The 13,819-nt window shown below is 64.2% G+C and carries 15 protein-coding genes; 6 read left to right on the top strand and 9 right to left on the bottom strand.

Going from position 1 to position 13,819, the window contains the following annotated elements:
- Positions 1-19: 19 nt before the first annotated feature.
- Positions 20-310: a YggT family protein gene (locus OOJ09_RS08595; protein WP_091576245.1), complete on the top strand. Its 291-nt coding sequence runs from the start codon at positions 20-22 to the stop codon at positions 308-310.
- Between the two features lie 13 nt (positions 311-323).
- The gene (locus tag OOJ09_RS08600; RefSeq protein WP_269904773.1) at positions 324-638 is read left to right on the top strand and encodes a DUF167 domain-containing protein; all 315 of its coding nucleotides are present in this window, start codon (positions 324-326) and stop codon (positions 636-638) included.
- A gap of 59 nt (positions 639-697) precedes the next feature.
- Here OOJ09_RS08600 and OOJ09_RS08605 read toward each other — a convergent pair whose 3' ends face one another.
- The 3 genes from OOJ09_RS08605 to OOJ09_RS08615 are packed head-to-tail and all read right to left on the bottom strand — an operon-like array spanning position 698 to position 3,430.
- Positions 698-1,579, bottom strand: a complete 882-nt coding sequence (locus OOJ09_RS08605) for a MurR/RpiR family transcriptional regulator (protein ID WP_091576109.1) — start codon at positions 1,577-1,579, stop codon at positions 698-700.
- 10 nt (positions 1,580-1,589) lie between these two features.
- Entirely contained in the window at positions 1,590-2,657 is a 1,068-nt protein-coding gene (locus OOJ09_RS08610; RefSeq protein ID WP_269904774.1) for an ABC transporter ATP-binding protein, read from the bottom strand.
- A 2-nt stretch (positions 2,658-2,659) separates the two neighbouring features.
- Positions 2,660-3,430, bottom strand: coding sequence for an SDR family NAD(P)-dependent oxidoreductase (locus OOJ09_RS08615; protein WP_269904775.1), 771 nt, complete (start codon positions 3,428-3,430; stop codon positions 2,660-2,662).
- A gap of 183 nt (positions 3,431-3,613) precedes the next feature.
- On the opposite strand from OOJ09_RS08615, the gene OOJ09_RS08620 reads away from it, so the two are divergent.
- From OOJ09_RS08620 to OOJ09_RS08635, 4 genes are all read left to right on the top strand, one after another.
- Positions 3,614-4,846 (top strand): ABC transporter substrate-binding protein, encoded by a 1,233-nt coding sequence (locus OOJ09_RS08620; protein WP_091576112.1) that lies wholly within the window; start codon positions 3,614-3,616, stop codon positions 4,844-4,846.
- A 93-nt stretch (positions 4,847-4,939) separates the two neighbouring features.
- On the top strand, positions 4,940-5,809 hold the full coding sequence (locus tag OOJ09_RS08625; protein ID WP_269904776.1) for a carbohydrate ABC transporter permease: 870 nt from the start codon (positions 4,940-4,942) through the stop codon (positions 5,807-5,809).
- Complete coding sequence (locus tag OOJ09_RS08630; RefSeq protein WP_269904777.1) at positions 5,806-6,630, top strand: carbohydrate ABC transporter permease; 825 nt, start codon at positions 5,806-5,808, stop codon at positions 6,628-6,630. Before OOJ09_RS08625 ends, OOJ09_RS08630 begins: the two co-directional genes overlap by 4 nt.
- 150 nt (positions 6,631-6,780) lie before the next feature.
- Positions 6,781-8,307 carry a M81 family metallopeptidase gene (locus OOJ09_RS08635; RefSeq protein WP_269904778.1) on the top strand — a complete coding sequence of 509 codons (1,527 nt, stop codon included), beginning with the start codon at positions 6,781-6,783 and terminating at the stop codon, positions 8,305-8,307.
- A gap of 108 nt (positions 8,308-8,415) precedes the next feature.
- On the opposite strand, the gene OOJ09_RS08640 is transcribed toward OOJ09_RS08635, so the two are convergent.
- From OOJ09_RS08640 to OOJ09_RS08665, 6 genes are all read right to left on the bottom strand, one after another.
- Positions 8,416-10,470: a M3 family metallopeptidase gene (locus OOJ09_RS08640; RefSeq protein ID WP_269904779.1), complete on the bottom strand. Its 2,055-nt coding sequence runs from the start codon at positions 10,468-10,470 to the stop codon at positions 8,416-8,418.
- Positions 10,471-10,559: 89 nt separating this feature from the next.
- Positions 10,560-10,979 (bottom strand): nuclear transport factor 2 family protein, encoded by a 420-nt coding sequence (locus tag OOJ09_RS08645; RefSeq protein ID WP_269904876.1) that lies wholly within the window; start codon positions 10,977-10,979, stop codon positions 10,560-10,562.
- Between the two features lie 5 nt (positions 10,980-10,984).
- Positions 10,985-11,629, bottom strand: a complete 645-nt coding sequence (locus OOJ09_RS08650; protein WP_269904780.1) for a carbonic anhydrase — start codon at positions 11,627-11,629, stop codon at positions 10,985-10,987.
- 146 nt (positions 11,630-11,775) lie between these two features.
- Complete coding sequence (locus tag OOJ09_RS08655; RefSeq protein ID WP_269904781.1) at positions 11,776-12,633, bottom strand: DUF429 domain-containing protein; 858 nt, start codon at positions 12,631-12,633, stop codon at positions 11,776-11,778.
- Positions 12,630-13,514 (bottom strand): pyridoxal kinase PdxY, encoded by an 885-nt coding sequence (pdxY, locus tag OOJ09_RS08660; RefSeq protein WP_269904782.1) that lies wholly within the window; start codon positions 13,512-13,514, stop codon positions 12,630-12,632. Before pdxY ends, OOJ09_RS08655 begins: the two co-directional genes overlap by 4 nt.
- 14 nt (positions 13,515-13,528) lie before the next feature.
- Complete coding sequence (locus tag OOJ09_RS08665) at positions 13,529-13,780, bottom strand: hypothetical protein (RefSeq protein ID WP_269904783.1); 252 nt, start codon at positions 13,778-13,780, stop codon at positions 13,529-13,531.
- Between the last annotated feature and the right edge of the window lie 39 nt (positions 13,781-13,819).

The following is a 13,819-nucleotide window of genomic DNA, read 5'->3' on the forward strand; positions in this document are numbered from 1 at the left end:
GCAACAATTGGAGACCGGCATGATCGCCCTCATTCAAACAATCGTCATGGCGCTTGACCTGTACTGGTGGGTCATCATCGCCTCGGCGATCTTTTCCTGGCTTTACGCCTTCAACGTCGTCAACTCGCGCAATCAGTTCGTCGGCAGCATCGGCAACATGCTCTACCGGCTGACCGAGCCGGCGCTGCGGCCGATCCGCCGTTTCATGCCGGACCTTGGCGGCATCGACATTTCGCCTATCATCCTGCTGTTGATCCTGTTCTTCCTGCGGCAGTTCCTGCTCACCACCGTGCTGTCGCTGGTCGTCTGAGGCCGGCGGTTCCATGAGCCCACCGTTTCGCTTGCGCGATGGCGGTGTCGACCTGTTCGTGCGGCTGACGCCGAAGGCCGCGCTGGACAGGCTCGAAGGCGTTGAAACTTCAGCGGACGGGCGAAGCCATCTGAAGGCCCGCGTCCGCGCCGTGCCGGAAAACGGCGCTGCCAACCAGGCGCTGCAACGGCTTGTCGCCAAGGCGCTTGGCGTGCCGGCGTCGGCGGTGTCGGTGGTCGCCGGCGGCACGAGCCGCCTGAAGACACTGCGCATTTCGGGTGACCCGCGAGCCCTGGCGGAGAGCATCGACGCGTTGAGTGGCGGTTGAAAATCGTCGGTCGGCGCATACGTTTCAGATTAGCCCCTGGCGAACAGACAGAGGGCGTCTCAGTCCCCGAGCGGCAGGCGCGGATCGTCCACCTTCAACGTGTTCACGCTCTGCTTGATGCGGCGCAGATTCTCGAGGACCTTTGGTCCGCGCGTCTCGGCGACCGAGGTGACGAGCATGTCGACGATCGCCAGCAGTGCATAGCGCGACGATGTCGGCTTGTAGATGTTGCCGTCTTCCAAGGGCTGGAAATGGATCACCGTGTCGGCGGCCTTGGCAAGCGCCGAGTCCGGCGCCGTGATGGCGACGGTGGTGGCGCCATACTGCTGGGCGACCTGCACGGCATCGATGACCGAACGCGCATAGCCGGAAACCGAGAAGGCGACCAGCGTGGTGTCGGGCGTGGCAACGGCGGCGTACATGCGCTGCAGCTGTCCGTCGATCTGCGCCACCACCGACATGCCCAGCCTGAACAGCCGGTTCTGCATCTCGGTCGCCATCATCGACGAAATGCCGCCGGAGCCGATGCAAAGCACATTGCCGGAGACAGCGATCCGCGCGGCGACGCCGACCAGCGTCGTCATGTCGAGATTTTCGCTGGAGCGCTGGATGGCGGCGATCGCCGCCTCTGTGATGGCTGACGCGATACGCTGCTCGCGCGCGTCGCGGCTCAGTGGCTCCGGCGACAGATACTGGCCGCCGATGGCGATGGCCTGCGCCAGATAGAATTTGAAGTCGCGCAGGCCCTCGCAGCCGAGGTTGCGACAGAACCGCGTCACTGTAGGCTCGCTGACACCGACGCGCGCGGCAATTTCCGAGATCGCCGCCTTGGAGACGAAGTCGAGGTCGGCAAGCACGAAACCGGCGAGCTTGCGATCCGACTTCGTTCCGTCCTGCGACATCAGTTGCAGGCGGGTGATGATGTCGGCCGGCGTCTTCATGCGTGTGTCTTCATAGCGGCAGGCCTGTCGCCTTGTCGAACAGATGGATGTTGCCGGGATCAACGGTCACCGGCAGTGAGTCGCCCGGCCTGACCTGCACCCTGTCGCGGAACACCGCGCGCACCGTATCGGCGCCAATGGCGCCATAGACATGGGTTTCGGAGCCGGTCGGCTCGACGACATCCACCTTGATCGCCATCGCGTCGACAGCCTCGCCGATGACGAAGTGTTCGGGCCGGATGCCGGCTTCCACCTCACTGCCTGCCGGCACCGTCTTGCCGACAAGCGCAAGCCGGCCGCCGCCGGCCGATTCGAACCAGGTTTTCTCAGGCGATGTCTTGAGGGCTCCGGAAACGAAACTCATCGACGGCGAGCCGAGGAAGCTGGCGACGAATTTGTTGGCCGGCCGGTCATAGAGTTCCAGCGGCGCCCCGACCTGCTGGATCCTGCCGCGGTCCATCACCACGATACGGTCGGCCATGGTCATGGCTTCGATCTGGTCGTGGGTGACGTAGACGATCGTCGACTTGAGCCGCTGGTGCAGCGCCTTGATCTCGACGCGCATCTGCACGCGCAGTTGCGCGTCGAGGTTGGACAGGGGCTCGTCGAACAGGAACACCGACGGCTCGCGCACGATGGCGCGGCCCATGGCGACGCGCTGGCGCTGGCCACCGGACAGCTGGCGGGGGTAGCGGTCGAGATAGGAGAAGAGATTGAGGACGCCCGACGCCTTCTTGACCTTCTGGTCGATGGCGGCGCGCGCTTCACCACGGATCTTCGGGCCAAAGCCGATGTTGTCCGACGCCTTCAGGTGCGGAAACAGCGCATAGGACTGGAACACCATGGCGATGTTGCGCTGCTGCGGCGGCAGTTCGTTGGCGCGCACGCCGCCTATCAGCAGGTCGCCGGAGGTGATTGTCTCCAGACCGGCCAGCATGCGCAGCAAGGTCGACTTGCCGCAGCCGGATGGCCCGACCAGAACGACGAACTCGCCGCTCTTGATGTCGAGGCGGATGTTCTCGAGGATCTTGTGCTGCCCGAACGATTTCGACAGGTCGCGGAACTCGACGTCGGTCATGGTCACGCTCCCAGAATGTCGTCGATGAATGGCAGGCAGCCGGCCGTCAGTCCCGCATCCACGGGCATCACCACGCCTGTTACGCCCGATGCGCGATCGGACGCAAGAAAGGCGACGGCTTCCGCCACTTCCGAGGCGTTGACGATGCGACCGAGCGGATAGAGCCGCTGCAGCTTGCCGAGGATTTCGGGATCCTTGGCAAGGCGGTGGTCCCAGGCGGCGGTGCGGATGGAACCCGGACACACGACATTGGCGCGCAGGCCGCCGCGGCCGAGCTCGACGGCGATCGCCTTCGCATAGGCATTGATGCCGGCCTTGGCCGCCGCGTAGGCAGGGTTGCCGAAATGCGCGATGGCATTGACCGACGAGATGAAGACGACACTGCCGGAGCCGCGCCCGGCCATTGCCTTGACCAGCGGGTCGGCGAAAGTCATCACGCCGGTCAGATTGAGATCGAGCTCCTGCTCTATCTTGTCGGGGGTGAGCGCGGAGATCGTCTCGGCGCGAGTCCAGCCGGCGTTGTTGATGAGAATGTCAGGCACGCCGTCCCTGTCGAGGATAGCGCCGATCGCAGCCGCTATCGAATCCCGGTCGAGAAGATCGAAGACGTGGCGGGAGGCAAAATGCGGGCTCTTCAACGCTTCGCTCGACTGGTCGCAGCCGACGACCCTGGCGCCCCTTTGCGCCATCAGCGCCACGATGGCCGTGCCGAGGCCGCCGCCGGCGCCGGTCACCACGACAGTCTTGCCTTCGAACTCGGCTTTCGAAACCACCGCGCGTCATCCTCCGGGAGTTCTGACGGATCACGTCAGGCCTTAGCCTTGTAAATGTAATTAAGCAACATAATAATCCGCTTGCAAGCCTTGAAATCATCGATAATGTAGGAAAGTCACACAAATCTTCTGCTCCGGCAGCGAAGAGGCGCGCAGGCGCAAAATCAAAATGGGAGACATCAAATGAGCCTTGCAAAATGGACTGTCGGCCTGATGGCCGGAATGAGCATGCTGGCATTCGCGGCGCAGGCCAATGCGGGCGAGGTGCGCGTCACCGTCGCCGAATACAGCGCCAAGACTGGCCCTTATTTCGACAGCGTCAAGAAGGAGTTCGAGGCGGCGAACCCCGGCATCACCGTCAAGTTCGAAGTGGTGCCGTGGGATGTGCTGCTGCAGAAGCTGACCACCGACATCACCGCCGGCACCAATGCCGATCTTTCGATCATCGGCACACGCTGGCTGATCGACTTCGTCCAGCAGGGTGTGGCCGAGCCGCTCGACAGCTACATCACGCCCGACTTCAAGGGCCGCTTCATCGACACGTTCCTGTCGCCCTCGATCATGGAGGGCAAGACCTACGGCCTGCCGATCGCTGCCTCGGCGCGCGCCATGTACTACAACAAGGAGCTGTTCGAGAAAGCCGGCATCGCCAATCCGCCGGCCAACTGGACCGAGCTGCAGGAAGACGCGCGCAAGATCAAGGCGCTCGGTTCCGGCACCTTCGGCTTCGGCCTGCAGGGCAAGGAGATCGAGACCGACGTCTACTACTACTATGCGATGTGGTCCTACGGCACCGAAATCCTCAACAAGGACGGCACCTCCGGCCTCGGCACGCCGGGCGCGCTTGAAGCCGCCAAGCTCTACAAATCGATGATCGATGAAGGCCTGACCGAGCCGGGCGTCACCTCCAACAACCGCGAGGATGTGCAGAACCTGTTCAAGCAGGGCAAGGTCGGCATGATGATCACCGCACCCTTCCTGTCCAACCAGATCAAGGACGAGGCGCCGAACCTGAAATACGGCGTGGCGGCCATTCCGGCCGGACCGACCGGCGCGCGCGGCACCTATGGCGTCACCGATTCCATCATCATGTTCAAGAATTCCAAGAACAAGGACGAGGCCTGGAAGCTGCTCGATTTCCTGTTCACCAAGGAGCAGCGCGCCAAGTTCACGCAAGGCGAAGGCTTCCTGCCGGTCAACAAGGAAGAGGCCAAGATGGACTACTATGTGAACAATGCCGACCTGGCGGCGTTCACCGCCCTGCTGCCCGACGCCCGCTTCGCGCCGATCATCCCGGGCTGGGAGGAGGTCGCGCAGATCACCTCCGACGCCATGCAGAAGATCTATCTCGGCGGCGACCCCGAGGCAGGCTTGAAAGACGCCGCGGCCAAGGCCAACGCCGTGCTGAAGAAATAGGGCGTCTCTCCCGCGCCCGTGGCGCGCCCCGACGACCGGGCGCGCCACATTTCCCTGAAGCGAATTTCCAAATTCGCCACACCAGGTCAGCCGATGCAAAATCGTTTCTTGCCCTATCTCCTGACCTTGCCCAGCCTGCTCCTGGCGGCAGTCGTCATCTTCTGGCCGGTCTGGGACCTGATCCAGATCTCGACGCATGACGTGAACCGCTTCGGCCAGCTTCGCGAACTCAACGACTTCGCCAATTTCTCGGCGCTCGCCGCCGATCCCGATTTCATCGCCGCGCTCTGGCGCACCGGCCAGTGGACGGTTCTGGTCGTCGGCGGTGCGCTGCTGTTGTCGATCCCGGTGGCGATGATCCTCAATACCGATTTCTATGGCAGGGGCATCGCCCGCGTCATCATCATGCTGCCCTGGGCGGTGTCACTGACCATGACCGCGGTGGTCTGGCGCTGGGCGCTGAGCGGCGAAAGCGGCATGCTGAATTCGGCGCTGATCGGCCTCGGCCTCATCGACCACAACATCCAGTGGCTGGCGAGCGCGGAGACCGCCTTTCCCATGCAGGTGCTGATCGGCATCCTGGTGACGGTGCCGTTCACCACGACGATCTTCCTTGGCGGCCTGTCGTCGATCCCGGACGACCTCTACGAGGCGGCGGCGCTCGAAGGGGCGACGCCGCTGCAGCAGTTCCGCGAGATCACCTTCCCGCTGCTGAAACCGTTCATCAACATCGCCATCGTGCTCAACACCATCTACGTCTTCAACTCCTTCCCGATCATCTGGGTGATGACGCAAGGCGGGCCGGCCAACTCGACCGACATCCTGGTCACCCACCTCTACAAGCTCGCCTTCCGTATCGGCAAACTCGGCGAGGCCTCGGCAGTGTCGCTGGTGATGTTCGCCATATTGCTCGTCTTCACCATGATCTATGTGCGGCTGGCGATGCGGGAGCAACGCGCATGAGAAGCAAGCTCAAACGCACCATCATCGCCTGGCTGCTCCTGGCGCCGCTGATCGCGGTGACGATCTTTCCCTTTGCCGTGATGTTCTTGACCGCGGTCAAGCCAAGGCAGGAGGTGCTGTCGCCAACCTGGTGGCCGAGCGAGTTCCGCTGGTCGAACTTTTCCGACATGTGGGTGGCGACCGGCTTCGGCCAGGCGCTGCTCAATTCGCTCTATGTGTCTGTTATCGCCACGGTTGGCGCCATCCTGATCTCGGTTCCGGCGGCCTATGCGATGTCGCGCTTTCGCTTTGCCGGCTACGGCGCCTTGCGCCAGTTCCTGCTGATCTCGCAGATGATCTCACCGATCGTGCTGGTGCTCGGCCTGTTCCGGCTGATGGCGGCGTGGGGGCTGGTGGAGAGCACCACCGCGCTCGGCTTCATCTACATGGCCTTCAACGTCGCCTTCACGGTGTGGATGCTGCAGAGCTATTTCGACACCATTCCGCGCGATCTCGAGGAAGCGGCGTGGATGGAGGGTGCTGGCCGCTGGCTGACCTTGCGCAAGGTGTTCCTGCCGCTCTGCCTGCCGGCGATCGCGGTGACCGCGATCTTCACCTTCATCAATGCCTGGAACGAATTCGTCGTGGCGCTGACCATGCTGCGCAGCCAGGAAAGCTACACCTTGCCGATCCAGGTGTTTTCGCTGGTCGCCGGCCGCTACACCATCGAATGGCACCACGTCATGGCCGCGACGCTGCTGGCGACGTTGCCAGTGGCGGTCCTGTTCATCTGGCTGCAACGCTACCTCGTTCGCGGGCTGGCGCTCGGGGCGGTCAAGTAGCCGCGCATTCATGCCGAACGGAGTTCCTGATGTCACACCAATATGTGTCCGGGTCATCGCACGCGCCGCTGTCGCCAAGGCCGACGATCTCGTCTACATGCCCAGCCGCAACAACCACGAACTGACCATAGCGAAGCGGAATTCCTGAAAATGCGCATCTTCACCGCCTCGCTGGCGACGGAAACCAACACCTTCTCGCCAGTGCCGACCGATCGGGCCTCGTTCGAGATGGCCTTTTATGCCGGGCCTGGCAAGCACCCGGACACGCCGACGCTGTGCTCGTCGCCGATCGTTGCCCTGCGCCGGCGCGCGGCCGCCGAAGGCCTCACCGTGATCGAGGGCACCGCCACCTGGGCGGAGCCGGGCGGCCTGGTGCAACGGCAGACCTATGAGGCGCTGCGCGACGAAATCCTCGGCCAGCTCAGGGCAGCGCTGCCGGTCGATGCGGTCATTCTCGGCCTGCATGGCGCGATGGTGGCGCAAGGCTATGACGACTGCGAAGGCGATCTGCTCGAGCGCGTCCGCGAGATGGTGGGTCCGCGGGTGGTGATTGCCTCGGAGTTTGATCCGCACAGCCATCTGACGCCGAAGCGGGTGGCGGCATCGGACGTCATGGCCTACTTCCTCGAATTTCCGCACACCGACTTCTACGAGCGTGGCGAACATGTCGTCGAGCTTGGCCTCGCGGCGGCGCGCGGCGAGATCAAGCCTGTCATCTCGACCTTCGACTGCCGCATGATCCAGGTGCTGCCGACCAGCCGCGAGCCGATGCGCTCCTTCGTCGACCGCATCAAGGCGCTGCACGGCAAGGACGGCGTGCTGTCGGTCTCCGTCATCCACGGCTTCATGGCGGCCGACGTCGCCGAGATGGGCACGCGCATCCTGGTCGTTACCGACAATGACAAGGCCAAGGGCGATGCGCTGGCGGAACGGCTGGGGCGCGAGCTCTACGATCTTCGTGAAAAGACGGCGATGACGATGCTGAGCACCGCCGCCGGCATCGATCGGGCGCTGGCCGTGCGCGCTGAAAATTCGGGCAAGCCAGTGGTCATCGCCGACATCTGGGACAATCCGGGCGGGGGCGTTCCCGGCGACGGCACCGTCGTGCTGCGTCAGATGCTGGCACGTGGCCTGAACAATGTCGGCGTCGCGACGATATGGGATCCGATCGCGGTCACCTTCTGCCTGGCGGCAGGCGAAGGCGCGGTCATTGACCTGCGTTTCGGCGGCAAGGCCGGGCCGCAGGCCGGCGAGCCGATCGACGCGCGGGTCAAGGTGCTGAAGGCGGTCCCGGAGGGTTGGCAGAGTTTCGGGCCAAGCCGGGTGACATTGGGGCCGACGGCGCTGGTCCGCATCGAAGGCACCGAGGTCGACATCATCCTCAACACCAACCGCACGCAGACCTTTGAACCGGATATCTTCGTCAATCTCGGCGTCGATCCGCTGGCCAAGGATGTCCTGCTGATCAAATCGACCAATCATTTCTACGCCGGCTTCGTGCCGATCGCCGCCGAGATCATCTATGTCTCGGCGCCCAGCTCATATCCCAGCAATCCGGCGGCGACCAACTACACCAAGCTGACGCGGCCGATCTGGCCGCGAGTGGCCGATCCGTGGAAGGATAAGGCTCCCCCTTCTCCCCTTGTGGGAGAAGGTGTCGCCGCAGGCGACGGATGAGGGGTGTTCCAGGGAACGCCAACGCCTCACTCCACTGGAACACCCCTCATCCGTCTCGGCGCTGCGCGCCGATCCACCTTCCCCCACAAGGGGGGAAGGAAGAGCGCGCTACACCAGCCCGCGCTTGACCATCATCGCTTCCGGCGAAGGCATCTTGCCGCGAAACGCCGTGTAGAGGTCTTCCGGGTCCTTCGAGCCGCCGGCGGCGTAGATGTTCTGCCTCAGCCGCTCGGCCAGCGCCGGGTTGAAAGGGTCGCCGGTCTCCTCGAAGGCGGCGAAGGCATCGGCGTCGAGCACTTCCGACCACATGTAAGAGTAGTAGCCGGCCGAATAGCCGTCGCCTGAGAAGACATGGCCGAAATGCGGGGTCCGGTGACGCATGGCGATGGTCTCCGGCATGTCGAGTTTTTCAAGCGTTTCGGCTTCGAAACGAAGCGGCGCTTCAGGCGCGTCCGGTCGTGCATGATAGGCCATGTCGATCAGCGCCGAGGCGGTGAATTCGACCGTGGCGAAGCCGGCGCCGAAGGTGCGCGCGGCCAGCATCTTGTCGAGCAGCGCCTTGGGCATCGGCTTGCCGGTCTTGACATGCAGGGCGTGCTTTTCCAGCACCGCCGGCACCGTCAGCCAGTGCTCGTAAAGCTGCGAGGGCAGTTCGACGAAGTCGCGGCTGACCGAGGTGCCGGAGACCGACGGCCAGGTGACGTCGGTCAGCATGCCATGCAGCGCATGACCGAATTCGTGGAACAGCGTCTTCGCCTCGTCGACCGACAGCAGCGCCGGCTCGCCCGCCGGCGGCTTGGCGAAGTTCATGACGTTGTAGATGACTGGCTTGGAACCATGGCCGAGACGATAGCCGGATTGCAGCGCGCTCATCCAGGCGCCGGAGCGCTTGGAGGGCCGGGCGAAATAGTCGGCGAGGAACAGGCCGCGCTCGCTGCCGTCGGCATTTCTGACGACGAAGACGCGGGCCTCCGGGTGCCAGGCGGCGATGCCCTGCTTCTCCTCGAAGGTGATGCCGAACAGTCTTGTCGCCACGTCGAAGCAGGCATCGATGACGCGGTCGAGCTGCAGATAGGGTTTCAGTTCGGCTTCGTCGAAGGCGAACTTTTCCGCGCGCAGCTTTTCCTGGTAGAAGCGCCAGTCCCAGGCGGCGAATTTTTCGTTGCTGCCGGCTTCCGTCGCCAGCCGCTGCAACTCAGTCTGGTCGGCGGCTGCTTTCTCCAGCGCCTTCTCCCAGACCGGATCAAGCAGCGCGTGCACCGCCTTCGGCGTCTTGGCCATGGTGTCGTCGAGCTTCAGCGCGGCGAAGGAGCCGTAGCCGAGAAGCCTGGCTTTCTCGGCGCGAAGCTTCAGCATGTCGCGCACCACCGACGTGTTGTCGGTGGCGCCGCCATTCTGGCCGCGCATGGTGAAGGCGCGGAAGGCGATCTCGCGCAGATCGCGGCGTTCCGAGAAGGTCGAGAACGGCTCGTAGATCGAGCGCGACAGGGTGATGGCGTAGCGGCCCTTCTGCCCGCGCATTTCGGCGGCTTCGGCCATCGAGCTCTTGAGGAAATCGGGCAGGCCGGCAAGGTCCGCCTCGTCGAGAAACAGCGCCCAGTCGCGCTCGTCGGCGAGCACATTCTGGCCGAAACTGGTGCCGAGCGAGGATAGCTCCTCGTTGATCTTGGCCAGTTGCTTCTTGCCCTCGGCATCAAGCTTCGCGCCCGAGCGGACAAAGCCTTTCCAGGTCTTCTCCAGCACGCGCAGCGTCTCGGCATCGAGTTTCAGGCTCTCACGGCGCTGGTAGAGGTCATCGATGCGGGCGAACAGTTTCTCGTTCATCGAGATCGCCGAGAAATGCCTGGACATTTTTGGCGAGATGTCGCGCTCCAGGGCCTGGATCGCATCGTTGGTATGGGCACCGGCGCGGCACCAGAAGATCGACGAGACACGGTCGAGGGCGTCGCCGCCGAGTTCCAGGGCCTGAAGCGTGTTTTCGATGGTTGGCGTATCCTTGTTGCCGGCGATCGCGTCGATCTCGGCCTCATGGGCCTTCAGCGCCGCGTCGAAGACCGGGAAAAAGTCGTCGTCGCCGATATGGGCGAAATCGGGCAGACCGAGCGGCCCTTGCCACGTGGTCAGCGGATGGGTGGCGAGGTCGACGGTTTTCGTGGCAGGCATTGGCTATCTTTCGATTGGCGGGCGAGGAAAGGCGGGGCACCACCGATGTAGGGTGCTGGTTTGTCACGCGCAACAGCGCGACTGGCTGGTCAATAAGCGGCGCAGCTTTCGGCGAGCGCCTTTTGCGTGCTCGCCGTGATGCGGTCGTCGGCAATGGCGAAGGTCTCGTGCATCAGCATGTCATTGTTCGGGAAATCGTAGCAGGCAATCACAGTGGTGACGCCGGCCTCGCGCTTTTCGATCCTGTGCCGGATCGCGGCACCCGCGACGGCGCCCTGCCACTCGTCGATCGAGTCGATGAATTCCTGTTTGCTTTGCACGACGCCGACATCGTCGAGTTTCATGCGGACATCATCGGCGAGCAGGTCCGTCAATTCGGTGCGGTCGGCCACCAGCAACGCCGAATACCAGCGGTCGATGATCGCGCCATCGTCGGCGCGGGCGCAAACCAGCGATGACAGCAGCGCGGCGGCAACGAAAGCGGCCCGATGGCAGTCCTGGCGCATCATCGGCGTCACCCCATCTCCGGCCGTTCGAAGTCGCCGGTCTCCTTGTTCATCACCCAGAGCTCGCCGCTCGAAATGTCGAACCATGCCCCGTGCAGCGTCAGCCGGCCCTTGCCTTCGAGGATCGAGACGCAGGGAAAGGTCCTGAGATTGGCGATGGAATAGCGGATCGAGATGCGCTCCAGCGCGGTCTGACGCTCGGTTGCCGTCATGAAGGTGCTGGAGGAGACGGTTTCGGCCGCCGGCGCGATCAGGCTCATCCACTTGCCGATGAAGTCGCCGGGCGACAGCGGTGCGGCCGTGGTGTCGAGCGCGGCGCGGATGCCGCCGCAGCGGCCATGGCCCATGACGACGATGTTCTTGACCTTGAGGCTTTGCACGGCGAATTCGAGTGCGGCGGAGGTCGAATGGAACTCGCCATCCGGCGCGTAGGGCGGCACCAGATTGCCGACATTGCGCAGCACGAAGAGTTCGCCCGGCCCGGCGTCGAAGATCGCTTCCGGCGCGGCGCGCGAATCGCAGCAGGCGACGATCATCGTCTCCGGCGCCTGGCCTTCGCGGGCGAGCTCGCGGTAGCGTCCGCTCTCGGTGAGATAGCGGCCATTCATGAAATTGCGATAGCCGGCGAGAAGGTGTTCGGGGAGATGAGGCATGGGCGGCTAAGGCCTTTCCGGGTTGGAGGCGGCAGCTCGTTGCGGTCGAGAGAAGCCTCTAGCGGCAAAAGCCTGTCGCGAGCAATGCAGAATTGCAGGGGCTCGGTGCAAATGCCATGCACCAGCTGCGGTTCGCGGCGATAGAGTCACGCCCAGATGGCGACCGGAACGCCAAAGCGGTCGGCGAGCGGCGGGTCGGGAAACGGCCTTGCCTCACCGCTGACAATGCGACCGGCAACCAGCATCATTGCCGCCGCATCGAGGAAATCATCGGCCGCCGCGCCTTTCGGTGGCGCCTGGTCGAGAAAGCCCATCTCATAGCCGTGCCGGCAGAGCAGCGCCTTGCGTTCGGCCATGCCGGCCGGATTGATGCTGCCCTTGATCTTCTTCGGCAGCTGCATGGCCTGATCGCCGTTCAGCCGGCGGAAGGCGACCTCCGGATGCGATTCATAGACGCGGCTGCGCAATTGCGGCTGTTCAATCAGCAAGGCGTCGATCTCGCGGATCTTGGCAAAGATGCCAAAAGCCTGGATCGAAACGCCGCGCGGCGGATCGGATGTGGTCCTGGCCACATCGCTCGCCCGGCGGTGCGCGGCGTACCAGGCTTCGATCGTGGTGAAGCCGCCCGTGTCGGCGTAGAGCGCGGCCCGGGACGGGATCGAGAAGACGCTGGATTGGCGTGCCCCGAGCAGTGGCCGCACCAGCGCTTCCGGTCCGCGCCCGCCTTTGCCCAAAAATTCGGGCAGGCCGATCGGCATGTCGACGGCGATGACCGCATCATCGGGATTTGCCGCAAGCAGCGCGGCGAAGCTGTCGAAGACCGTGACCACCGGCGTCGAGCCAGGGATACGAGGTGTCGAACCGGGGTTGCGAGGTGTCGAACCGGGGTTGCGAGGTGTCGAACCGAGGTTACGAGGTATCGAACCGAGATCGCGCCGCACGGCAATCCAGCCGGCCTTGCAGCCATCGACGCCGACAAGCACGGCGGTCGCAGCCGAGGTCACGCCCGGCGGTCCCGCCCCGGATGCGTGAGGTGGCGAAGCTGGACCATGGCCATGGGGTGCGACAGGCTCTGCGCATCGGTTTCGAGCTGCAATTCGTCGCCGCCGCGCTTTGCCGTGCGCGCCAGGATCTCGTACACCGCCGCCGTGGTCGACTGCAGCGCCTTGATCGCCGGCTGGCCGGACAGGATGCGCGCCAGATAGACGGCTGCCGTCAGGTCACCCAGACCATTCGGCGGCTTGTCGATCAGGCGGTGCTCGGCCAACAGTGCCTGGCTGCCGTTCAGCAGAAGGTTGCCGGTGCCGCCCGTCATCATCGATGGTGCCGAGGTGACCAGCATGGTCGACGGTCCGGCATGGAGTGCCGCCGCGATCACCGATTTCAGGTCGGGCAATTGGGCGCCGGCCATCCATTCCAGTTCGTAGCGGTTGGGGGTGGCGATGTCGGCGATGGGCATCAGCCGGTCGCGCATGGCGATGGCGGTCGGCTCGGGCACATAGAGACCGCCCGAATCACCCATGACGGGGTCGCAGATATAGATGGCGTCAGGCGTCCTTGCCTTCACCGCGGCGACCAGCGAGGCAACGGCATCGGCCTGGCCGGCCTCGCCGAGGTATCCGGACAGCACGGCGCCGACCTCGCCCAGCCATGGCGCCCGCTCGAGATCGGTCATCAGCGCCTTGAACTGGTCGAGTGGCGGCACGATGCGTGTCGCCCGACCGTGGCCGGGGTGCCAGGGCAAGATGACCGTCGGCACCGCCCAGACCGGAAAGCCCAGCGTCTCCAGGGCGAACACGGCGGCACGATTGCCGACCGAGCCGCGTGCGACATGGCTGGAAATGACGATGACCGCACGCGGCGCGTCGGGTTTTTCGGCACTCATTGTTTTCTTGATTCCTAACTGCCCCGGGTGACGAAAAGCACGAGCCAGATCATCAGGCCCAGCGCCAGAAGCAGGCCGAGTATCCTGCCAATGCGCGTGCCCCAGACTTCGATCGGGTCCGTGCGGTCGGCATCGGCCGCGCTGACGTGATCGCGCACGCCTTTCGTGGTCCGCGCCACAAACGAGGTGCCGGCCGGATCGGTCTCGCGCGCGATGCGCTCGAGGATACGCCGCGATTCCCTGTCGCTGTCTTGGCGTCCCGCCATGATGATGTCCCGTTTCGACCGGACCTTATCGCGTTCGCA

This window comes from Mesorhizobium qingshengii, assembly GCF_027563465.1.
GTDB classification, from domain to species: Bacteria; Pseudomonadota; Alphaproteobacteria; order Rhizobiales; family Rhizobiaceae; genus Mesorhizobium; species Mesorhizobium qingshengii_A.